Here is a 22,029-nt window from a genome sequence, read left to right on the forward strand (position 1 = left end):
TACGATCTGCCCCTTCCGTTGAATTTTACTTGATAGATCACATCGCATCTTGTTTCGAATCATCGAATAAATGAACTCTCAGACTCGTGCCAATAGGAGTGAATGCTATTTGTGCTCTGCACTTGTCTTTAAGTTCTCCAAATATCCAGTTTACTAAATTGCCAATAATCGACCTATTTAACGATAAGACAAAGTCGCAACTACAACCCACTCTGGTTTGGTATAGTTCTTACTTGAATTTGCAGAATGACAACTCAATTAATATGTGGAGTCTGAAACTTGGTATAAGAGAGTGCTTAAGCACACTATTTAATCTTACTTAACTGCAATACCATACGTTAAGCGAACATAACCCAATATTTTGATATTAATTTTTTGGTATCGAAATTTTGAAATAGATCACGGTTTATTTATGCCATTTATAAGACCGTCATTAGTAACTTTAACGTATAGGATTAGCACCACGTGACAACGAAGATTTTGCTTAATTGCGACATGGGAGAAAGTTTCGGCAACTGGAAGATGGGCGATGATGAATCGGTCATGAAATGGGTTGATATGGCAAATATCGCCTGTGGTTTTCATGCGTCTGATCCCCACGTGATGTCAAAGACTATCAAACTGGCCCAGCACTATCATACTCAAATTGGTGCTCATCCTGGTTATCAGGACCTCGTTGGGTTTGGTCGAAGGTCAATTCCTCACAGTATGGACGAAATCAGTGAACTCGTTTGCTATCAAATCGGTGCATTACAAGCCCTGTGCCGTTATCACCATACAAGTGTCGGCTATGTAAAACCTCACGGTGCGCTTTATAACGATATGATGGCAAATACAGATGTTTTTAATGCCGTAGCGCAAGCAGTAGCGGAATTTAATATCCCTCTTATGATCCTCTTTTCCTCTGACAACCAACAATACTTAGACATCGCTGATGATCACGACTTGCCCCTTTTGTTCGAAGCATTCGCTGATCGAGCATATTTAAACAGTGGTCAACTTGCGCCACGTTCGCAAAAAGGTTCGGTGTATGTGAACCAAGACGATATCTACAACCAAGTGATGCAGATCGTTAACTATGGTTCAGTTACGACCATTGAAGGTGAAAGGCTACCCATCGAAGCTGACACCATCTGTGTTCATGGTGACAATCCTCAATCCATCGCACTCATTAGAAAAATCCGACAAGATCTCAACGCGTTTAATTGATAGCAGCGCAATAAATGCCCTCTGTTCCCTGCACAAGAACAGAGGGAGCACTCATGACACATTAACATGGAAGTTGGAATAAAACGTATGGAAAGCAAATGACGAACAACGAGATAAAATTTAATATCAAGCCTGTTGCTGAGTGCAGTGTGCTTGTGACGCTACAGCCACTAACCGCAGGTTCTAGTGGGAGCAATGCACAATATATGGCCTACTTTTCAGATTTTATTCGCCAGAGCTTAGCAACAGTATTAATGAATGTCACTCCAGCGTACAACACAATATTAGTTGACTATCTGCCTTACCGAATTTCTGAAGAGCACTTTATTTCTCAACTCAAGTCGATACTGACAGAAGCAATGGCGACATTTTCAAGTGAGAGTAACACTCGTAACATTATCGAGTTGCCAGCCTATTACTCAAAAAAAACGGCCCTTGATTTGGATCGGTATCAGGCCAAAGGTTTGTCGCTAGACGATATCATTCACTATCACACTTCTCAGATTTACAGTGTCAGCGCTATTGGCTTTATTCCTGGCTTCGCCTTTATGTCAGACGTGGTTGAACCATTAATACTACCTCGTCACTCTACTCCACGGCTCTGTGTCCCTAAGGGAAGTATCGCAATTGCAGATTCAAAGACTGCGGTTTATCCGTCAGATTCTCCAGGAGGATGGAATATCATCGGTAATTGCCCTATTTCTCTGTTTGATCACGCTCAGTTTCGGCAGGCTAACCAAATGCACGACCAGTTTTCTCTTCTAAATGTGGGTGACTCTGTTCGCTTCAAAGCAATATCAAAACAAGAGTTTGTCGAGCTTGGAGGAGGTGTAGGCCATGATTAAATCAGTCAACAAAGCGAGCCTAACCATAGTAAAACCGGGGCCCTTAAGTTTAATTCAAGACTTTGGACGCTTTGGCGTTTCTCACCTTGGTTTAACACAAGGTGGTCCCGTAGACGATTACTCTTATAGTTGGGCAAATCACTTATTAGCAAATCCCGTTAATCAAGCGGCGCTAGAAATCACTCTTGGTCAGTGTTCCCTGCAAGTCAATGATGACTGTGAGATGGCGATTTGTGGTGGTGACTTACAGGCAACTTTGGATGAGAAACCTTTACCCAACTGGAGTACATTTCAAGCGTTTAAAGGGCAAATGCTTTCGTTTGGCTTACCGAAGAATGGACTCAGGGCTTACCTTGCGATTAAAGGTGGCTTCGTTGTACCTGGAGTCCTCAATAGCAGTGCAACAATAACGCGTGAAAAAATAGGTGGATTAACTCAAGATGGTGAGCCTTGCCAAGTTGGAGACCAATTAAGTTTCAATAAGCAAGCTCTCACCAAGCACTTTAAACCTATTAGTGTCTCGTTCCGTTATACACCTGATTACAATTTGCCGGTTAACTTAAGGGTTATTGAGAGCTACCAGAGCGAGCTATTCTCAGAATCAGCCAAGGAGACGTTTTACAACTCACCCTATATCGTGGACCAAAACTCGAACCGTATGGGTTATCGTCTTAGTGGTGAATCGGTTCACTCTCCAGATATATCACTGTTATCCGAAGGCATTGCGCTAGGTGCTATACAGGTACCACAAGATGGGCAACCTATTGTTCTGCTTAATGACAGGCAGACTATTGGTGGTTATCCAAAGATCGGGTGTGTCGCAAGAATTGACTTGCCACGTTTAGCGCAAGCAATGCCCGGGCATCATATATCATTTAGCAAGGGAGAACGATTGAGGTTACAAGACGTTTGGTGCCAATGGGCGCGTTTCTTCGGTTATTGATGATGAACTTTCAGCTACCGTTGATAATTATGGCTGCTAAAGAATAATAAATCGGCTTACCTAAGTAAGCCGATTGTTCGTTTTAGTGGTGGTCTTGGCCTGAAACTTTCGCCAGCGCATTTGGGTATCCACGTTCTTGGGTCAACCCTATTGCTTTGTTTTCAATATCGTTCAACTTAAGTGACGTTGTCACTGAATGTGTCTCTTCAATCGAGTCAGACTCGGGAATATTGAACCAGTGTTGAGCCACCTTTTTCGCGGCTTCTAATGTTGAAGACGCTTTTACTACCTCAAGCCTTGCATAGCGTTCACCACAGAAAGAGACATCTGAGGCTCTTAGGCTTGGGTCTGTGCCTGGAATTTGTTGAGCACCGAAAAGAGGTTTTCCACCAACTTGAGCAGAACTAAAGCTCGGAATGAACTGCGACATATGGGTAATTGCCGCACGTGTTCTGAGTTCGAGCTGTTCTTCACTCCAACCAGATACAATCTTCTTGAGCAGTTTTGATGGTAACTGCGGTTGAGAAGAATCTGTCGAAGATGAAACTAACCCGCCTTCAAACAGCGTGATCCCTTCCGTCATACCGTGAAGTTGGAATACACCGTCTGCATATGGTGTTAATTGAGCCATGCCTTGCGGAGTGCCTCTGGGGCCATGAAAGATAACCTCTGGCCATTCTTCCTTACATTCTTGAGAATATGACCACTCTGTGACGTAAGCGGCTTTAAACTCAACAAGTCGCTGCTGCTTAGACCCAACAAAGTCATCCACGATGCCTGTTTCAAAGCCACTGGCGTTAATCAAGTAGTCTGTGGTTAATTTACGGCTTTGGTTATCAACGTCGGTATAAGTCAAAGACCAGCCTTGCCCCGTTGATTGAACCGATTGTAAACGGCTGTTAGTCAGCACGGTGCAGTTAGCTTGTTGCTTCAAGGAGAGCTGAGCGGTCGCAGAAAGTCGGAATACACTCCAACCGTACTCTTGAACCATAGCAACAGGATATTTAAGCGTGTCTAAGTCGGTATGCTTCGCAAAAGGAATGCACCACTCGTCAAGTGATGTCGGTTTTAGTGGTTGTGTTTTCTGAGAAAGCGCGATGAGTTCTTCTTTGTTGTAGAGCTTATAGTATTCCTCGGGGTCACCAAGCACTTGGTTACTTTTATCTTGTTTAACAAGCTCAGCATAAGCGTCTTTGATTATTTTGAGGCGAGGAAGCAAGTCAATTGGGTCACCACCATCACTGTGTGGTACAGCAATGACAGTAGGACGAATATTGATCGTATGAGGAAACAGACGAACAGTATCAATAGACTGAGTAAGTAACTGAAGACACTGCTCTACAGAAATATCTCGATACAAATTGCCGCCAGCGTGTAGGTGGCAAATCGGTGGACCATTAACCAAACTCGGCCCTTTTTCTAAGATTATGACCTTAAAACCCAACTCACTGAAGTGAATAGCGCTTGTTGTTCCGGCTATACCACCACCAACAATGGCAATAGAAGCTTGATTTATATCCGTTTTGTTGTGGTTCATCGTGTTCTATAGAATAAGATTAACTGGCGCTATTCTACTTTTGTTCGAGGACGAATTAAAACACATTTTTATCAAGGTCTTAGCCTTCTTGATATCCGAATCTATGTAAAAAACTTAAATAATCTCTTGACTCAATAACTATGAATTCTAGTTTCGAGGTTATTCTAACAGTCAAATTTGTCCTAAGTGACGCTACATAAAGGCTGTCTCAGTACTTGTAAAACAAAGATGTTAACTTATCCCTAAAGTTATCCACCGTTTTTGTGGATAACTGTTGATAACGTTCTCGCTAAGTTGCGCAAACCCTTTGTTTACAGGGACTAACCTCTGTTTATTAAATCGACATAAATACACATTAGGCTTCATTTTATGCTAATAAATGTCGATTTTAAGGCACCCAATCCCTAATTAAAGCCGGGCGCTGGTTAAATAAAAAGCGGCCTAACTGTGGCTTCTATCCCTAGTTGGTACCTTGATATAAAAGTTCACAATCAGACCGCTTCAATAACCTATTTGAGCGTTTCTATCTTAACTGTCCAAAATCCTTATTTACAGGTGCTAATAGACGCTTGATTAAGCTGTTAACCACAGCTGCTAGGGTTATGAAAGTGAGTACAGGTAAAGTAACCCACAACATTGGATGCAGTGACGGTTCTAACTCAAATCCAAAATTCATCACACCGGCAACACTCATTTCTGAACTGAGTGCTGCTATTGAGCCCGCAACCAATGCCATTAATCCATATTCACACCATATGGTGTTGAGAATACGTTTCTTGCTTGCCCCTAGCGTACGATACAAACGTATCTCTTGTTGTCTTTGAGATAAGCTAAGACGTAACAGCGTGAAAATAAGCAATAGTCCAGCGACAACACCAAGCGCGGCCAGCACGGTAATAGACCAAACAATCTGTTTGAGTAGCTCTTGGATCTTGCTGCCCATCACCCTGATATCCATCAAACTCACGGTTGGATGGTTCCGAGAGAGTTCATTGAGCATGTAATTGTGTTGTTCTTCTAGCCTAAAACTAACCAGCCAAGTAGAAGGTATTGAGCTCAGTACGTCAGGGGTGAAAATGAAGTAAAAGTTTGGTTTCATTTCACGCCATTCTACTTTTCGAATACTATTGACTTTAGCTGCTACATTTTGACTGTTGATGGTAAAAACAAGCTCGTCACCAATGTTCAAGCCTAACTGGTCTGCAACAGCAGATTCAACTGATACGCCCTGTTCTTGCGTCCAACTGCCTTCAAGTACTTCATTATATTCTGGTAGCGATTCGCCCCAAGTGAAGTTAATTTCACGGCTTAGGGCGTCTGTGCGCTCTGAAGTATCATTGTATTCAGACGCTTCGACTCCATTGATCGTAGTCAGTCGTCCACGAATGATTGGGAATGCTTGAGTGCGTTCAACTTGGTTTTCATCAATGGTTGCAAGGTAACTGTCTTTCTCATAACCAGCTATGTTAAGCGCAAATGCATTCGGCGCATCCTCGGGCAAGGTTTGTTGCCAATCTGACAGCAGATCACTTCTTACCAACCAGATGATAGACAACAGCATCAATGATAGTGCCAAAGAGCCAAATTGAATGCCCGTCGCAAGCGGTGTGCGATTGATGCGGCTTATAGCTAAACGCATCGAGGTTGATGCTGGCAACTTACTAAACAGTCGCAACACAACAGTGCTCACCAAAGCGAGAATCAAGAACAAGCCAACGATTCCTGCAAGAACAATCCACACCAACAGATTATTACCATACATCAACATCATTGGGATGATAGGCACTAACAACAACGCGAACTTCTTATAACTATCTTGTGCCTTGTGATTTGATTGAATGACACTGATCGCTGAGGTATTGACCAATCCAAGCAGTGGAATGCCAAGTGCTGGTACACCGATTAGAATACTCGATACAATGGCAAGAATGGCAGGCTCGATACCATAGCTAGGAAGCGGAGAAGGCAATAAGTCACCAATCGGAATACGAAGAAGAAACTCGAGTCCGATCCCAATCGCGATACCGAGAACGGCACCAATAACAACCAGTAGTGAAACTTGTACCGATAGCCACTTAATGATCCATGGTTTACTTGCGCCTAAGCTTTTTAACATGGCGATGGTCTTTCGACGGCTTGCGACATAATGCTGGCAAGTCAATACCAAGGTAGTTGCCGCCATAATTACGACAATAGCGACCGTTAGTGATAAGTATTGAGTGGTGCTTTCAAACATATCATTAGTGCGGCTCGCTGAATCTTGCGTACGCCAACGATCACTCGGAGTTAATTCGACACTGTCTTGAGCTATTTTAAGTTTTGCATCATCACCGTTTAAGAACAGTCTGAAACTTACACGGCTTCCCGGTTGAATTGCACCTGTCGCGTTGATGTCATCATTATGTATCAGTACAGCAGGCATCTGTTGGAATGGGTTAAAGCTAAGCCCCGGCTCTTGAGTAATTCGCCCTGTAATGGTTAGGTCAGCGTCGCCGATAGTGACATTGTCACCTATTTCCACATCCAACTGCGTAAAAATACGTTCGTCGAGCCACAGCTCACCGGGCTCAACGTGATTGCTCGATGCATTGTCTGCACCTTCTAGAACCATCTCCCCGCGTAATGGATAGTTACTCTCTACCGCTTTAACTGTCACCAACTGCATCGCGTTGTCGCTAAATGCCATGGTTGAGAATCGGGTTAACTGAGAGCTTTCTAGTTGCTCTAGTTGAGCGATGTCTAGTAGTGGTTGTGGAATTGGGTTTGCTGAGATGAACACACTGTCAGCAGTGAGTGCATCTTTCCCCTGTTTTACGATGACCTGCTCCATACGCTCAGCCAATGCTGATAACGCGAAAACACAGGCAATGATCAATGTTAAAGCTATCGATACCGGCCATAGTTGACCATGTCGAATCTCTTCAATACTCCATGAAAACAGGCGTTTGTTCAGTCCTTTTGATGAGTTCAATTTAGACTTCCTCTATCTGTCCGACATGCATCTTAAGCGTTCGTTGACAACGTTGTGCAAGCTTAGGATCGTGTGTCACCAATACCAGTGTGGTGCCGTGAGAAGAGTTCAGCTCAAACAAAAGTTCGACGATTTTTGCTGCGGTTTGTTGGTCTAAGTTTCCCGTTGGCTCATCAGCAAATAGAATCTTTGGCTTAATCATAAATGCGCGAGCTAAAGCCACACGTTGTTGCTCGCCGCCCGATAATTGAGATGGTAAGTGATCGAGCCTGTCTTTTAGACCAACCGATTCGAGCAAGGCTGTTGCACGTTCTATATCTTCATCTTCACCTTTCAGCAAACACGGAAGGGTTACATTTTGTAGTGCAGACAAACTAGGGATTAAAAGAAAGCTTTGAAAAACAAACCCAACCGATTCGCTTCGGATTTTCGCTCTCGCTTCATCATCAAGCTGTGATAGCGGTTGCCCTAGCAGATGAATTTCACCTTTTGTAGGAACATCAAGCCCTGCAAGTAATGTCATCAAAGTCGATTTACCTGCTCCCGACGTGCCGACAATCGCGACTGTTTCACCTTCACGAATATCAATATCGACATGATCTAGGATTGTTAAATGTTCTTGATTAGTAGACACTGTCTTGGAAACAGCTTCTGCTTTAATGATGGATGTATGCATGACTCGACTAATTTCCTTTTTGTTCTTTGTATTATTTTCTACCGCTTCTCTTGCTCAAGACTCAGCGCCAAACCAAGAGTCTAAGTTACTGATACTTGGCGACAGCTTAAGTGCTGGTTACAACATGGATATCAAACAGAGTTGGCCAAGTTTGTTATCAGATGCTTTAGCGAAACACGACAAAGCGGTGATCGTGGTCAATGGAAGCATTTCTGGTGATACAACGGGTAACGGTTTAGCTCGTTTGCCACAACTGCTTGAAGACCATGCTCCAGATACTGTTCTCATCGAGCTGGGTGCGAACGACGGTCTTCGAGGTTTCCCACCTAAGCTGATGTCTTCAAATTTGGATCAAATCATCAAGCAAGTGAAAGCTGCTGGTGCCAAACCAATCATGATGCAAATTAAAGTTCCGCCTAATTACGGCAAGCGTTATAACCAACAGTTTGAATACGTATTTGCAGCGTTGGCTGATCAACAAAATGTGCCGTTGTTGCCGTTTTTCCTAGAGCACATCATTTTAAAACCTGAGTGGATGATGAGCGATGGGCTACACCCGAAACCAGAAGCTCAACCTTGGATTGCTGAATTTGTCGCCGAAGAATTATATCAGTATCTTTAGGTTTTAATGGTCTAGCTCAATAAATTTTACACAGCTTTACGTTAGCCTGAGTGCATATCACCGTTAACTGCAAGGTTATTTATGCTGATCGAACCTGTTATCAAGGGTGTGGTAGCCAAAAGCGCTCACCCTATTGGCTGTCAAGAAGCCGTTAAGCAACAAATTAAATTCGTTAAGAGCGCGCCGCAAATCCAAGATGGCCCTAAACGGGTCTTAATCATCGGCGCTTCCTCAGGCTTCGGCCTTGCCGCTCGTATCGCTCTAACCTTTGGTGGTGCACAAGCCGACACCATTGGCGTCTCATTTGAACGTGGTCCCAACGATAAATCCCTTGGCAGTGCTGGTTGGTACAACAACATCTATTTCAAAAAAGAAGCGGAACGCGAACAGCGAACAGCTATCAATATCGTAGGTGATGCCTTCTCTCAAGAAACACGCGCTCAAGTTGTTGAAGCGATAGAAACCTACTTCGAAGGTGAAGTTGATCTGGTTATTTACAGTTTGGCTGCTGGCCTTCGTCCTAAACCTGATTGTGATGATTTTTGGCGTTCGGCTATCAAACCTATTGGCGAAAGCGTTACTGGCGCGACCATCTCGCTTGAAAATGATAGTTGGGTTACCAACACTCTCGAAGCCGCAACTGCTGAGGAAGAAGATAGTACTCTCAAAGTCATGGGCGGCGAAGACTGGGAAATCTGGATAGATGAACTCATCAATGCCGAATCTATCGCTTCTGGTTGTAAAACTATTGCCTTTTCCTATGTTGGTCCTGAAGTGACACACCCTATATATCTAGGCGGTACTTTAGGTCGCGCAAAAATCGATCTTCATCAAACGAGCCATGCGCTTAACCTTAAGTTAGCTAACTTTGGCGGCAATGCTTATGCGACGGTATGTAAGGCATTGGTTACCAAAGCGAGTGTATTTATCCCAGGCTTAAGCCCCTACTTGCTTGCGTTGTACCAAGTGATGAAAGAAAAACAGACGCATGAAGGCTGTATCGAGCAAATGCAGCGCCTGTTTAGCACCAAACTCTACGGTCAATCAAAAGTGCCGCTTGATGGTGAGCGGTTGATACGAATGGACGACTTGGAGCTTGACCCAGAGACGCAAGCCCATGTGGCAAAGTTGCTTAATAATATGGACGAAAACAACTTCCAAACCTTAGGTGATTACCAAGGATTTAAAGATGAATTCTTGCAGCTAAACGGTTTTGCACAACCATCAGTCGACTACACTAAGAAGCTGAACAGTGAAGACTTCATAAAATTAAAGCCTTAGTCGAAATTTATCTCATTACTGATACCCATATTCACATTTGAAAACCTCTGCAAAATTGCCGAGGTTTTTTGTGCAGCATTTCTTATACTTAAATCAGGCAAGATTCACAGTTTTATTTGGTTCATCATAATTAACACAGGATATGTTGATGCATTTAGCATAATTGACTCGGAGTCATATGAATAAAATAAAAACACTCGATTTAGATATCCCAGACGATATGGAGCACGGTTGGCAAAATATTGTCGATCTCTTAGCTCAAATTACTCAAGTGCCAGCTGCGCTTATTATGCGTGTTCACTCCAATTACATTGAAGTCTTCTCCACCAGTCATAGCGAGAACAACCCTTACAATAAAGGTGACTCAGAAAAGTTAGGCAATGGCCTTTATTGTGAAACTGTAATGGAATCGCAACGGCGCCTACTCTTACCTAATGCGCTCAAAGATCCATCATGGGAAAATAATCCCGACATTGAACTGGGCTTGGTCTCTTATTGTGGTATTCCTCTTCTTTGGCCAAATGGTGAGATCTTCGGAACCATTTGCATCTTGGACTCGAAGGAAAATCACTATACGCCCACCTACATAAAACTGCTCGAGAGCTTTCGTACCTCAATAGAATCTCAGCTTAAAACCCTCTTCCAACATGCAAAGTTAGCACAATTGAATCGCGACCTAAAAAATCGCGTGTATACACGAACCAAAGATCTCGCAAGTCTGAATTATTCTTTGAACCAAGAAATAGACAAGCGCAAAGCGGCTGAACAAAAAATCAATTTTCAAAAGAACCACGATCTCGGAACCGGCTTCTTGAACCGCAATGCGTTTGAGTCGCGTCTTAATCACAAACTATCATCACAACGACGACTCACTGATTGTTCATTCGCCGTCATTCATATCGGTTTCACTAATGGCAGGCGTATACAAGCGCGATACGGCTACAACGCGTTAGATAAAGTTTTGGTGGAGTACCGAAAACGTATCGACAGCATCTCTGATATCGAAGTATTAACAGCACGCCCTACTTCTGTTGACTTGGTATTGGCGTTCAGCGTTAAGGATTTGCACCATCGTCTTGAAGAACTCTGTCAAACACTGGTAAACGTTGGCCACTCAGAATTTTACATTGATAAGGATAAAATTCACCTGCATGCGTTTATCGGCATTGCGACTACCAATAGCGAAGATGATGCTGAGAGTATTCTCCAGAAGTCCTCTGAAGCTATGCTCGCATGCAAAGATTCCGGACAAAAGTTTGCCTACTACTCTCAATCTCATACTGACGAGCAAAGCCATATCAACAAGATCGAAGGTTACTTGCTGCAAGCGGTACGTAACGATGATTTGATGCTCTATTTCCAACCCAAAGTTTGCCCATTAACTCACCGCTGGGTGGGTGCCGAAGCTCTACTTCGGTGGCGGCACCCTGTTTTAGGCGACATTTCTAACGAAACCTTAATACACATGGCAGAGCAGAACGGCTTGATTTTCGAAGTCGGTAGCTTCGTACTGCGTAATGCGATTGAAAAAACCAAAGAATGGTCTGAATACGTTGAAGATTTTAAGATGGCGGTAAATGTGTCTGCGGTGCAACTCAAGAACGCGCTGTTTGCAGAGCAAGTCGTCCATTTACTGGAAACCTATCACCTTGAACCTCACTTTTTAGAGCTCGAGGTAACAGAAAGTGGACTGATTGCAGATGAAGTGGTGGCTAAGAACACGCTTGAAACATTGCACGATATAGGCGTGACATTGTCACTAGATGATTTCGGTACCGGCTACGCATCATTCAGTTACCTTAAGAAGTTCCCATTTGATGCAATCAAGATTGATAAGAGTTTCATCGACCAGATGCTCGACTCGAGTGAGGACTCTGAGATTGTCCGTTCAATCGTTCAGATCGCGAAAAAGTTGGAGCTGAAAGTGATGATTGAAGGAATTGAATCAGAAGTTCAGGAGCAGTTTATTATTGATGAGGGCTGTGACGTTGGCCAGGGTTACCTTTATGGCAGGCCGATGCCAAGCCAAGAATTTGAGCACAGCTTAGTCAATCAAAACTATTTAGGGACAACTCGTTACTCTTAAAGCAGAAAAGCACAGATAGTTTTGGATTTAAGCCTAGTTTCTCTTTACTCTATAGATGGTGATTTTTATAATCGCCGCCTTTCTGTTTTTATCTTCCCCTTTATATAGGCATCCCTCGTTATGGATCAGTTGACTGCAAAGCTTAAAAAGCTCGAAAAACAAAACTACCGTGCATATCAACAAATTAAAGGTCAATACGACTTTGCTGATTTCGAATTACACATCGACCACATTCAAGGTGACCCATACGCGTCAGCTTCTCGCTTTCGTGCAACGCGCGCGTGGTCGTTAACTGGGTTAGATTGGCTGAAAGAAAAGTCTTATGAATACCAAGTAGCGGCTCGTGACTTTATTGCACGTAGCTTTGCTGAGTTCGCAAAACAAGAAGCGACCGTTTCTATTGCATTAACGGGTCAAACAGTACTCGATAACACTGCCGTCGTGTTTACTGAGCACGGTATCGAAATTCGTTTCCGTATTAACCTACCTGCTGATGGCCGTAGCATTCTTGCGAAGAAAGCGAACAACATCATCACCTTTTACCTGCCGAAGTTTATCCGCCGTGCAACGCTAGAACGTGAACTGAACATCGATGCAATGATTAAGCACTGTGAAACTATCGAAGACCAAGAAGCGCTACGTGCACAGCTAGATGAGCACAACCTAGCGGCATTTGTGGCAAATGGCAGTGTATTACCACGCATCGCTGGTAACTGTGACCTTCCAATGAAAGATGCGGTTCCTTTTACAGCACCAGAATCACTGAGCGTTACGTTAAACACGCCAAACCAAGGCAATGTAACAGGCTTGGGCATTCCTAAAGGGATTACATTGATCGTTGGTGGTGGTTTTCACGGTAAATCGACACTATTGAATGCGGTTGAGCGTTCTATCTACAACCACATTCCTGGTGATGGCCGTGAAGGTATCGTGACTGCCATTGATACCATGAAGATTCGCGCTGAAGATGGCCGATGTGTGCACAGCTTAAACCTGTCTAACTACATCAATCATCTTCCGATGAAGAAAGATACGTCTGATTTCAGTACTCAAGATGCGTCGGGCTCTACCTCTCAAGCAGCTTGGCTGCAAGAGTCGATTGAAGCCGGTGTTCAAACCATATTGATTGATGAGGATACATCAGCGACCAATTTCATGATCCGTGATGAGCGTATGCAGGCATTGGTTTCAAAAGGTGACGAGCCGATTACTCCTCTTGTAGACCGTATTGGCCAACTACGTGATGAAATGGAAATCGCTACCATCGTCGTTATGGGCGGTTCTGGTGATTACCTTGACGTAGCAGACACTGTTATTCAAATGCATGATTACCAAGCGGTAGATGTGACAGAGAAAGCAAAAGATGTGATTGCCCAGCACCCTACTCAGCGTACTAACGAGTGTGAAACACCGTTAGAGATGTTTGTTCCCCGTTCACTGAACCGTGCATCACTGATGAACATCCTTACTGATGGTAAGTTCCGAGTAAGTGCTAAAGGCAAAGAGTCTCTGCGTTTTGGTAAAGAGTTTGCAGACCTAGCTGCACTAGAGCAACTTGAATCAACGTCTGAAGTCAACGCGATTGGTTGGGCTTGGTTCCAGTTCGCACAAATGCCGGGCTGGTCGAATAATCCTGCAAAAGAGTTCAACGCGATTCTTGGTAATGATTGGCACCAAAATATGCCTAACTATGGTGACTTAGCAAAGCCAAGAACATTGGATGTTATGGCGGCTCTTAACCGTATGCGTAAATCTCAGTTCAAGCCTTCGCACTAAGTTCTAATCAATATCAAATAACGGCTCCCAAAGATGGGGGTCGTTTTTATTCCTACTCATCTAAGAACACGTACTATCGAACCACAAATGTTGAGTTCGAGCTGGTTATGTAACCAGCACTTCGTTCCCCATAATTTATATAACTCTGGTTATCTTTGAGAAGCGCATAAAACATGACATAGTTTTTACGAAGCTATGGTAAAGTCCGCCTAAACAAGTGTAACCAAATGTAACAGGCTAAGATTTGATGTACCACAAACGCGTAAAAATGCGCGATCATAAAAGTGAAGTAAACCTGTTTAGAAACCGTGTTATTGTCGCATTCATAGGTATTCTGCTTTTCACTCTCGTCTTAGTCGGTAACCTATACCGACTTCAAGTTCAAAACTTTGATAGCTACCAAACCCGCGCTGACGGGAACCGAATTAAAGTGCTCCCTATCGCCCCTACGCGAGGGCTAATCTACGACAGGAATGGTGTGTTGTTGGCTGAAAACAAACTGGTGTTTTCACTCACCCTGATACCTGAGCAAACAAAAGATGTAGACGAGATGCTGATCAAGCTCAACGAGTACATCCCGCTGAGTGAGGAGCAAATTACGCGTTTTAAAAAGCGCTATCGCAACACCCGCCGTTTTAAGTCCGTTACGATATTAGAAAACCTGACGGAAAAAGAGATCGCAAAATTCTCTGTTCACCAATACTTGTTTCCCGGACTGACAATCGATACTAGCTTAAAGCGCTTCTACCCTAATGGTGAAGTACTGACCCATGTATTAGGCTATGTTGCACACATCAATGACAACGACCTAAGAAAACTAGAAGAACAAGGCAAAGAAGCGAATTATCAAGCAACAACTATCATCGGTAAGCTTGGTGTTGAGCGATACTACGAAGATATACTTCATGGTCAAAAAGGTTATCAAGAGGTTGAGGTTAATAGCCGAGGCCGTATCGTCAGAACCATAAAATATGTTCCACCTGTTGCCGGGAAAGACATCGTGCTCAACATTGATCTCGAACTGCAAAAGTACGCGTTTGAGCAGCTTGACCATCGGACTGGTAGCGCAGTTATCCTCGACCCGAAAGACAACAGTGTTTTGGCAATGGCATCAAGCCCGAGTTACGACCCTAACCTTTTCGTTGATGGCATTTCTAGTAAGAATTACCAAACATTACTCAATGACCCAGCCCACCCATTGGTAAACAGAGCAACGCTAGGTGTTTATCCTCCTGCTTCTACTGTTAAGCCGTTCATGGCTGTTGCTGGCTTACAAGAGCATGTAATTTCAGAAAATACCATTCGCAATGATCACGGTGTTTGGCGTATCCCAGGCTCTAAGTCTAACTCCAAAGCTTGGCGTGACTGGAAACGTTGGGGCCATGGTCCGGTTAACGTAACACAAGCAATCGAAGAATCAGTGGATTCATTTTTCTATCAAGTGGCATTTGACCTAGGTATCGATAGGATCAGTACGTGGATGAATCGTTTTGGTTTTGGTAAGCCATCGGGCATCGACATATACGAAGAAAGTAACGCCAATATGCCGACTCGAGATTGGAAGATGATGCGCTACCGCACACCTTGGTATCAAGGTGACACAGTACCGATTGGTATTGGACAAGGGTACTGGACTTCGACCCCGCTGCAACTTGCGAAAGCGACCTCTGTGTTAGTCAATCACGGTAAGGTCATGCCTCCCCATATACTGCGTGCAACATTAGATCATGGTGAAGATTTTGACACACAACAGCTAGTCGATCCAAAGCAAATGCCATCTATTGACGAAGTTCCAGACAAGATCTGGGATGTGTCGATTAATGCGATGCGACTAGTGAACCATGGCAGCCGTGGTAGTGGTAGAAGAGCGTTTAAAGGAACCAAGTATACAAGTGGTGGTAAGTCGGGTACATCGCAAGTATTTGGTTTGGCAAAGGATCAGGTGTACAACTCAAAAGAGCTCGAAAGGCATCTACTTGACCACGCGCTCTACACTGCCTTTGCGCCTTATCAACATCCGGAATACGTTGCCACTGTCGTTATTGAACATGGTAATGGTGGTTCTAAGGTCGCAGCACCTTACATCCGCAAAGTGCTTGATTATGCATTCGAACACAAAAGAGGGGTGAGTAAAGGTCACTCATAACTGACAACATGTACAAAGCCCCACTTGTCTAAAGTGAGGCTTTGTTGTTCATAAACCACAACACATCCAGCGGGACAATTTAGCTTCGCAAGACATGCCACGCTTCGCACAATCTTTGAAACTGAGCCGTGTTACCTTTATCTCTATCTGGGTGCCAGCGAAGCGCTAGCCGTCTCCACTGTTTACGTATTTCTTCTGGTGAAGCGTCAAGCGGCAATTCAAACAGGCTCAATGCTCGGCTTCGATCCATGTCTGTTTCGACACCACCGACATACTTTTTATATCGAGTCCAAAACTCATTCAATAGCCTTTTAACTTCACCCTCTTCGGCCTCATAATTCGACCAGTCAATATAATACTCACGCAATGGGTCTTCATGGTCAATAGCGTGTGTGCTTCCATGATATCTGCCGCACATTAGCTCTATGTCCATCGCCTGAACTTGAAGCCAATTATCTGGGTAGAGTGTCTCTTGCAGCTGGTAGAGCGCATTCATGATTAAGAAATTTTTCTTGAATAACTCCTTCTCTGGAACTTGGTCTAACACTGGAACGAAACCGAGTTCATTAAGATGCGCAGCCAAGGTATGCACCTTCCACCCACTTGGCTTTTGTTTGAGGACTTCCATTATTGGCCAGAGCAACGGGTTTTCCATATGAGCATGAAAATGACGGCTCATGTCTTGGTGGCTCGATGATTCTGGGTTGTCTAACATAATTGATTGGGCCCGTTACCATATACATTTGTGTGTATTATTAATTGAAAGCGATCTATCGCGGTTTGTCGAGTTTCAAACTAAATAAATTTCAATCAGTTATATGTTCAAACAACAAAAAGGCCAGCGTGATGCTGGCCTTTAGATTAAAAGTTTGACTAATTAGATAACGCCTAGCTCTCTTAAGCGCTCCATTAGGTACTCATCTGCTGTGTACTTTTCAGATAGAACCACTTCTGGTTTAGGGTGCAAAAATAGAGGCAGTGAGATGCGTGATTTTTCTTGGCGTGCACCAGTTGGGTTAATTACACGGTGAGTCGTTGATGGGAAGTAGCCACCAGATGCTTCTTGAAGCATGTCACCGATGTTGATGATCATGTTGCCGAAGTCACACGGCACATCAAGCCACTCGTTGTTTTGAGATTTAACTTGTAGGCCTGGCTCGTTTGCTGCAGGTAGCACAGTAAGAAGGTTAATGTCTTCGTGTGCTGCAGCACGGATAGCACCTGGTTCTTCATCACCTTGCATCGGTGGGTAGTGAAGTACGCGAAGCAGAGTTTGTTCGCTGCCATTGATCATTTCTGATAGAGCGATAGAGAATTTTTCTTGTACTTCTTGAGGTGCGTGAGCTTCAACCCAACTTAATAGTTCTTGAGCAAAAGCATTAGCGCGTTGGTAGTAATCTAGAATCTGCTCTTTAAGCTGCTCAGGAATTTGACCCCAAGGGTACACGTGGAAGTACTCTTTAATGTCTTTTACCGCGTGGCCCTTTGCAACTTCAGACACTGAAGGTGGAAAATATCCATCTTGTGTTTCAACATTGAAGTGGAAGTTCTCTTTCTCCTCAGAGATAAAGAATTGGTACCAGTTCTCGTAAATTGACTCAACAAGCTCTTTCGGGATTGGGTGATTTTTCAGTACGCCAAATCCAGTTTCACGTAAAGAGCGAACAAATTGTTCTGCTGCGTCGTCAGCAAGATAATCGACAGTTTCCAGTTTCATGACTTTCTTTCTTGTTGTGTAGTGATACGGGGATTTTATGGATCGCTTTACTGTAAATCAAATTTTAGTGAAACTCTCGCAACCGTTTGTCCAGATACTGTGCGTTAACACAACTTTTCAACAATTTTTGTAATCAAAACTAAAATTGAACAGTGTTCATTATTGTGTAACTATACATAAAACTTATATAGGATCTGATGATGACAATTACGCCACTTGCTCAAAATAGACCTCTACTCTCGCTCACTGCGTTGTATCTCGTTGTTTTTCTATTCTCAGCGTTTGTGCCGTCTTCAAGATCGGTTTGGATAGCAGAAATCGTGCCCGCCCTACTGATTCTTGTCGGGATTTGGTGGTTATCGACAAAATTAACGTTTTCAAAAACCGCTTATGTTTTGATGTTCATTTGGTTGGCACTGCACACAATTGGCGCTAAGTACACTTTTGCGGAAGTACCGTTCGATTTTTTTAATCAGTTAATTGGCTCTGAGCGCAACAATTTTGATAGAGTCGCACACTTCTCTATCGGACTTTATGCCTACCCACTCGCTGAGTATCTTATTCGGAAGAAGCTGGCTCAGCCCGTAATTGCGTGCTTATTTGCACTGTTTGCCATCATGAGTGTTGCAGCAGGCTATGAAATTATTGAGTGGTGGTATGCTGAAATCGCAGGTGGTGATGAGGGAATCGCTTTCCTTGGGTCACAAGGTGATATTTGGGATGCGCAAAAAGACATGCTATGTGATACGACCGGAGCTATCATCTCACTGCTGCTTCTCAAGCTTCAAGGACGTACCAAAGTGTAGCCAAACACTTCATTAACTCAGCTTGTTCAAAACTCACTTTCAAATGCCACACGTGCTAAACGTTGTGGCATTTTTGTTTTTAGCTTCAAGGCTATTTCATCGTGACCTTACCACCCACAAACTTAAATGCGGGTGTGCCTCGTACTAAGGTATCTCGAGCAAACTCAATTCCACATTCAGGGCAAATGCACGGCTCTGTTGTAAAGTCTTCGACAATCCTTTCCTTAAAACATTTTATGAGCGCACCCTTACCGCCTTTTCGATATTTGAATAACTGTGTTTTGCATTTCGCGCAAAATATTTGAACGGTTTTCGTGGGTTGCTTCTTGTTTGGTTTCGCCATAAAGGTAACGTGCTGATTCTTATTGTTTAAGTTTAGGCGCCACAAGCACTAAGCTTATGCCGACTAATATGATGGTTGATGAAATTACAAATTTCATGGTGACAGGCTCCGAGAGCAACAGTATGCCGCCGAGTGTCGCGATAACCGGAACCGAGATTTGAGCTTAGAAAACAGCGCTGTGGGAGTAGGTTCAGTTATATTGTTGCTATTCTGGGACGCTATACCTAGCAAAATCAATAGAGTAAGCGCGCCAGACAAAATACGTATAACGGAAAAACTCAAAGTATCGATGGTTTGATCCATCAATGCCCATCGACAAAGCACAGAATCTGCCGCAAAGGCCACCAGCGTAATTAATATCACTAAGACGGTTTGCATTACTATTCCCTTGCCCTTCCTGACACTATCCGCGTATTAATCAACGTCTGGTTTAACCCAAACTTGGCTAAAATCGAACCAACCGAGCGCATTACATTTCGCGTTTTGTAAGGTACCGCACTGGTCTTTGTTTACGCCTAGCCAACAGTGAAACATAGGTATCAATTGGTTGCTTTGTACCAGTTGCTTACCAAGCTGCCTTGCCGGGAATTGTTCAAATTCACCTGAGCGCCAACGATCAATCATATAACACCATTGATCAAAGTCTTCTGCTGGGCTCGATTCATCAAGAAAACTGTAATCCATAAGCCAGCATGCCAACGCATCGTCCCTGTTATTGGCAATTCCCATAGGGTTAATCCAAATATCCACATCATCCGCATGAGGAGGATCGGTTTCGTAACCAAATAGCTCCACATCGACGTTGTATTGCTTGAGTACCGTAACAATGGCCTTGGCAAGCGTAGGAAACATAGGGTGTTGGCATTGATATGCTAATTTAATCGAAGGCTTAGTATCGGCTGGTGGACATACTGGGACTTTTAACTTGATATCGTACCAACCCGGTTTGATACCGTAAGCATGTAATACGCCCAAATCAATAACCGTCTCTTTGGGAATATGCACAAAAAGATCGGCAGCATTTAGAGCATTAGACAAAAACTCAGCCCATGCTGGGTCCTTTGCGATGCCTTTCTTTCTGTTAAGCAGTAGATAGGTACATCCTGGGTCAAGTTCTACCTCATCACTATCACCGCGGTCAGCCATTACAGGTTTCGAAAGGCTCGGGTAAACCATCGATGAATAGGCCTCGTCTACAACCCAAACTTCCACACGATCGATCAGAGGTCTAAAACCAAAGTAGCCATTGAAAGCGGTTAACACGAGTTGTTTTTCGTCATTCTTCTCAATGCGATACGGCCCAGTACCAATTGGACGAATATCGTAGTCCTCCCCACGCAAAATCATCGGTAACGTTACTTTTGCGACAGATTCTGTGAGCGCTATTGGGAAGTATTTATCTGGACGGGTTAGAAAGACATCAACCACGCAATTGGCCGGAGATGATACGTCTTTAATATGGGAGAACATGTTGAGTGGTTCTAGCGCTAGCAGCGTATCGACAACATGATTTGTCATAAGTGGTTCACCGTTATGGAAGCGAACCCCTGGCCTTAAGAAGAACCGCCATTGATAGTCACTGATTTTTTGCCAAGAATGTGCAAGATCAGGTTGTAACTGATCATTTTCATCCAAGCGAGTTAAACCACTGAATACTTGGCAGGCGATGTGTTGCTCTGAACGACGCATCAACTTAGTCGGGTTAAGCATGGAGAGAGGACGATAATAAGGCAAACGGATAACCTGTTCACCCTCTTGGTACTGAACGCCCAAATAGTTTTGGATGACTTGGGTTAGCTTCGCGGCATTTTGATCAAGAACAGACAATGCCTGTCCAATCTTCCCTTCTTCTAAATAGCGTCTTGCCAAGTTTTCGCTGACGTCACAACGGTTCTGCTTAAAAATAAGTTGGGACAACTTACCTCGACCAGCTGCAGGTAGCCACTCTACCCAACCCTCTTCTTCGAGTTTGTTGAGTACCATTCTAGCATTTCGACGGGTACAACAGAGTACATCTGTTATGTCATCGAGCTGAACATCAGAGTCTTTACCATCGAAGTATTCAAATAGGGTTTCGAATTGAACGCGAAGTCTTGGGCTACTCATAAAGAGGAAAACTTAATCAAGGGATATTGAATTCAGTTTCCTCATTTTACAAGTGAAAATCAATCTAACTGATAATGTTTTTACACAGAATTATCGAATTTAGGCAGACCTACTCAAACATAGAGAAGTGACAAGCACCAAAAGTACTCAGACGCTCTAGAGTTACATGACATCACAGCCTATTTTGTTAGCAATATCGCGAAGTTGTTGCTCGTCATCGAGTTTTATTGACCACTTACACTCAGAGCCATTTGCGGAGATGACATTTGCCCCTTTTCCGATCAGTTGAATGGCATCAACCTGTGCTTGTAGCGTGACTCTATGCTCACCATCTAAACGCACAACAAGCTCATGTGCTGTTGCAATGACTTTTCCACTTTTAAAGGTTATGACCATGGATTTCTCAAACTAGGATTATGGTTGGATAATGGCGTTAAAACCGGAGACCACAATGGGCCTAACAGTCTGACGAGTTATCGCTTGTGTTTTTTTACCGCAATGGTGAGACGACTTGTGCAAACTAAGCGTTGACGTTCGTCAGTGATGTTTATCTGCCATACTTGTGTCGATACGCCAAGGTGAATAGGCTCGGCGGTACCGATTACATGCCCTTCACGCATCGACCTTACATGATTCGCGTTGATATCGAGTCCGACACAGTAGTAGCCTTCTGGAACACAGAAATTTGCTGCTAATGAGCCTAGCGTTTCTGCAAGAACAACGGAAGCGCCACCATGAAGCATACCAAGTGGTTGGTGTGTGAAGTGACAAACGGGCATCGTTGCCACTAATGAATTGTCGTTTACCTCGGTATAAACAATGTTGAGGTGCTCAATTAAGGTATTCTTTGAGGTTGCGTTGAAGGTATCTAGGTCAACAGGCTTTTTCCAAATCGTCATGCAGGCTCCTTAATTATCGATATTAGCCATTACGTTAGTAGATGGTTCGTTTTGTTAGCTTTTCGC

At 43.6% G+C, this 22,029-nt stretch carries 18 protein-coding genes; 9 read left to right on the plus strand and 9 right to left on the minus strand.

Annotation, left to right across the window (positions count from 1 at the left end; all coding sequences use genetic code 11):
• Positions 1 to 465 precede the first annotated feature (465 nt).
• The 3 genes from ACTRWI_RS17030 to ACTRWI_RS17040 all read left to right on the plus strand — a co-directional run bounded on the left by ACTRWI_RS17030 (position 466) and on the right by ACTRWI_RS17040 (position 2,997).
• Positions 466 to 1,209 (plus strand): 5-oxoprolinase subunit PxpA, encoded by a 744-nt coding sequence (locus ACTRWI_RS17030; protein WP_499133005.1) that lies wholly within the window; start codon positions 466 to 468, stop codon positions 1,207 to 1,209.
• A gap of 98 nt (positions 1,210 to 1,307) precedes the next feature.
• The gene (locus ACTRWI_RS17035; RefSeq protein WP_499133006.1) at positions 1,308 to 2,054 is read left to right on the plus strand and encodes a 5-oxoprolinase subunit B family protein; all 747 of its coding nucleotides are present in this window, start codon (positions 1,308 to 1,310) and stop codon (positions 2,052 to 2,054) included.
• Positions 2,047 to 2,997 (plus strand): 5-oxoprolinase subunit C family protein, encoded by a 951-nt coding sequence (locus tag ACTRWI_RS17040; RefSeq protein WP_499133007.1) that lies wholly within the window; start codon positions 2,047 to 2,049, stop codon positions 2,995 to 2,997. The genes ACTRWI_RS17035 and ACTRWI_RS17040 overlap by 8 nt, the downstream gene beginning before the upstream one ends.
• Positions 2,998 to 3,079: 82 nt before the next feature.
• On the opposite strand, the gene ACTRWI_RS17045 is transcribed toward ACTRWI_RS17040, so the two are convergent.
• The 3 genes from ACTRWI_RS17045 to ACTRWI_RS17055 form a co-directional block, all read right to left on the minus strand.
• Positions 3,080 to 4,534 (minus strand): FAD-dependent oxidoreductase, encoded by a 1,455-nt coding sequence (locus ACTRWI_RS17045; protein WP_499133008.1) that lies wholly within the window; start codon positions 4,532 to 4,534, stop codon positions 3,080 to 3,082.
• Positions 4,535 to 5,057: 523 nt separating this feature from the next.
• Positions 5,058 to 7,505, minus strand: a complete 2,448-nt coding sequence (locus ACTRWI_RS17050) for an ABC transporter permease (RefSeq protein ID WP_499133009.1) — start codon at positions 7,503 to 7,505, stop codon at positions 5,058 to 5,060.
• A 1-nt stretch (position 7,506) separates the two neighbouring features.
• Entirely contained in the window at positions 7,507 to 8,193 is a 687-nt protein-coding gene (locus ACTRWI_RS17055; protein WP_499133024.1) for an ABC transporter ATP-binding protein, read from the minus strand.
• Between ACTRWI_RS17055 and ACTRWI_RS17060 the strand changes: the two genes are divergently transcribed.
• The 5 genes from ACTRWI_RS17060 (at position 8,180) to mrdA (ending at position 16,092) form a co-directional block, all read left to right on the plus strand.
• Positions 8,180 to 8,803 carry an arylesterase gene (locus ACTRWI_RS17060; RefSeq protein WP_499133010.1) on the plus strand — a complete coding sequence of 208 codons (624 nt, stop codon included), beginning with the start codon at positions 8,180 to 8,182 and terminating at the stop codon, positions 8,801 to 8,803. The genes ACTRWI_RS17055 and ACTRWI_RS17060 overlap by 14 nt on opposite strands.
• An 81-nt stretch (positions 8,804 to 8,884) precedes the next feature.
• Positions 8,885 to 10,084, plus strand: a complete 1,200-nt coding sequence (gene fabV / locus ACTRWI_RS17065; RefSeq protein ID WP_499133011.1) for an enoyl-ACP reductase FabV — start codon at positions 8,885 to 8,887, stop codon at positions 10,082 to 10,084.
• A gap of 178 nt (positions 10,085 to 10,262) precedes the next feature.
• The gene (locus ACTRWI_RS17070; protein WP_499133012.1) at positions 10,263 to 12,170 is read left to right on the plus strand and encodes a bifunctional diguanylate cyclase/phosphodiesterase; all 1,908 of its coding nucleotides are present in this window, start codon (positions 10,263 to 10,265) and stop codon (positions 12,168 to 12,170) included.
• Between the two features lie 120 nt (positions 12,171 to 12,290).
• Positions 12,291 to 13,946: a P-loop domain-containing protein gene (locus ACTRWI_RS17075; protein WP_499133013.1), complete on the plus strand. Its 1,656-nt coding sequence runs from the start codon at positions 12,291 to 12,293 to the stop codon at positions 13,944 to 13,946.
• Positions 13,947 to 14,214: 268 nt separating this feature from the next.
• Positions 14,215 to 16,092, plus strand: a complete 1,878-nt coding sequence (gene mrdA, locus ACTRWI_RS17080; RefSeq protein WP_499133014.1) for a penicillin-binding protein 2 — start codon at positions 14,215 to 14,217, stop codon at positions 16,090 to 16,092.
• A gap of 79 nt (positions 16,093 to 16,171) precedes the next feature.
• Here the strand turns inward: mrdA and ACTRWI_RS17085 are convergent, their stop codons facing one another.
• Both ACTRWI_RS17085 and ACTRWI_RS17090 read right to left on the minus strand, forming a co-directional pair.
• A complete protein-coding gene (locus ACTRWI_RS17085) occupies positions 16,172 to 16,807 on the minus strand; it encodes a DNA-J related domain-containing protein (RefSeq protein WP_499133015.1) in 636 nt (211 codons plus the stop codon).
• A gap of 162 nt (positions 16,808 to 16,969) precedes the next feature.
• The gene (locus tag ACTRWI_RS17090) at positions 16,970 to 17,809 is read right to left on the minus strand and encodes an isopenicillin N synthase family dioxygenase (RefSeq protein ID WP_499133016.1); all 840 of its coding nucleotides are present in this window, start codon (positions 17,807 to 17,809) and stop codon (positions 16,970 to 16,972) included.
• Positions 17,810 to 18,009: 200 nt separating this feature from the next.
• Here ACTRWI_RS17090 and ACTRWI_RS17095 point away from each other — a divergent pair, with 200 nt between their 5' ends.
• Positions 18,010 to 18,615, plus strand: a complete 606-nt coding sequence (locus tag ACTRWI_RS17095) for a DUF2238 domain-containing protein (protein WP_499133017.1) — start codon at positions 18,010 to 18,012, stop codon at positions 18,613 to 18,615.
• A 91-nt stretch (positions 18,616 to 18,706) separates the two neighbouring features.
• Here ACTRWI_RS17095 and ACTRWI_RS17100 read toward each other — a convergent pair whose 3' ends face one another.
• The 4 genes from ACTRWI_RS17100 to ACTRWI_RS17115 all read right to left on the minus strand — a co-directional run bounded on the left by ACTRWI_RS17100 (position 18,707) and on the right by ACTRWI_RS17115 (position 21,963).
• Entirely contained in the window at positions 18,707 to 18,958 is a 252-nt protein-coding gene (locus tag ACTRWI_RS17100; protein ID WP_499133018.1) for a hypothetical protein, read from the minus strand.
• Positions 18,959 to 19,372: 414 nt separating this feature from the next.
• A complete protein-coding gene (locus tag ACTRWI_RS17105) occupies positions 19,373 to 21,064 on the minus strand; it encodes an SgrR family transcriptional regulator (RefSeq protein WP_499133019.1) in 1,692 nt (563 codons plus the stop codon).
• A gap of 162 nt (positions 21,065 to 21,226) precedes the next feature.
• Positions 21,227 to 21,460, minus strand: a complete 234-nt coding sequence (locus ACTRWI_RS17110; protein ID WP_499133020.1) for a DUF3389 domain-containing protein — start codon at positions 21,458 to 21,460, stop codon at positions 21,227 to 21,229.
• Between the two features lie 77 nt (positions 21,461 to 21,537).
• On the minus strand, positions 21,538 to 21,963 hold the full coding sequence (locus tag ACTRWI_RS17115; RefSeq protein ID WP_004738033.1) for a hotdog fold thioesterase: 426 nt from the start codon (positions 21,961 to 21,963) through the stop codon (positions 21,538 to 21,540).
• Positions 21,964 to 22,029 lie beyond the last annotated feature (66 nt).

Source organism: Pseudoalteromonas sp. G5_S1_14_S5, from assembly GCF_054968605.1.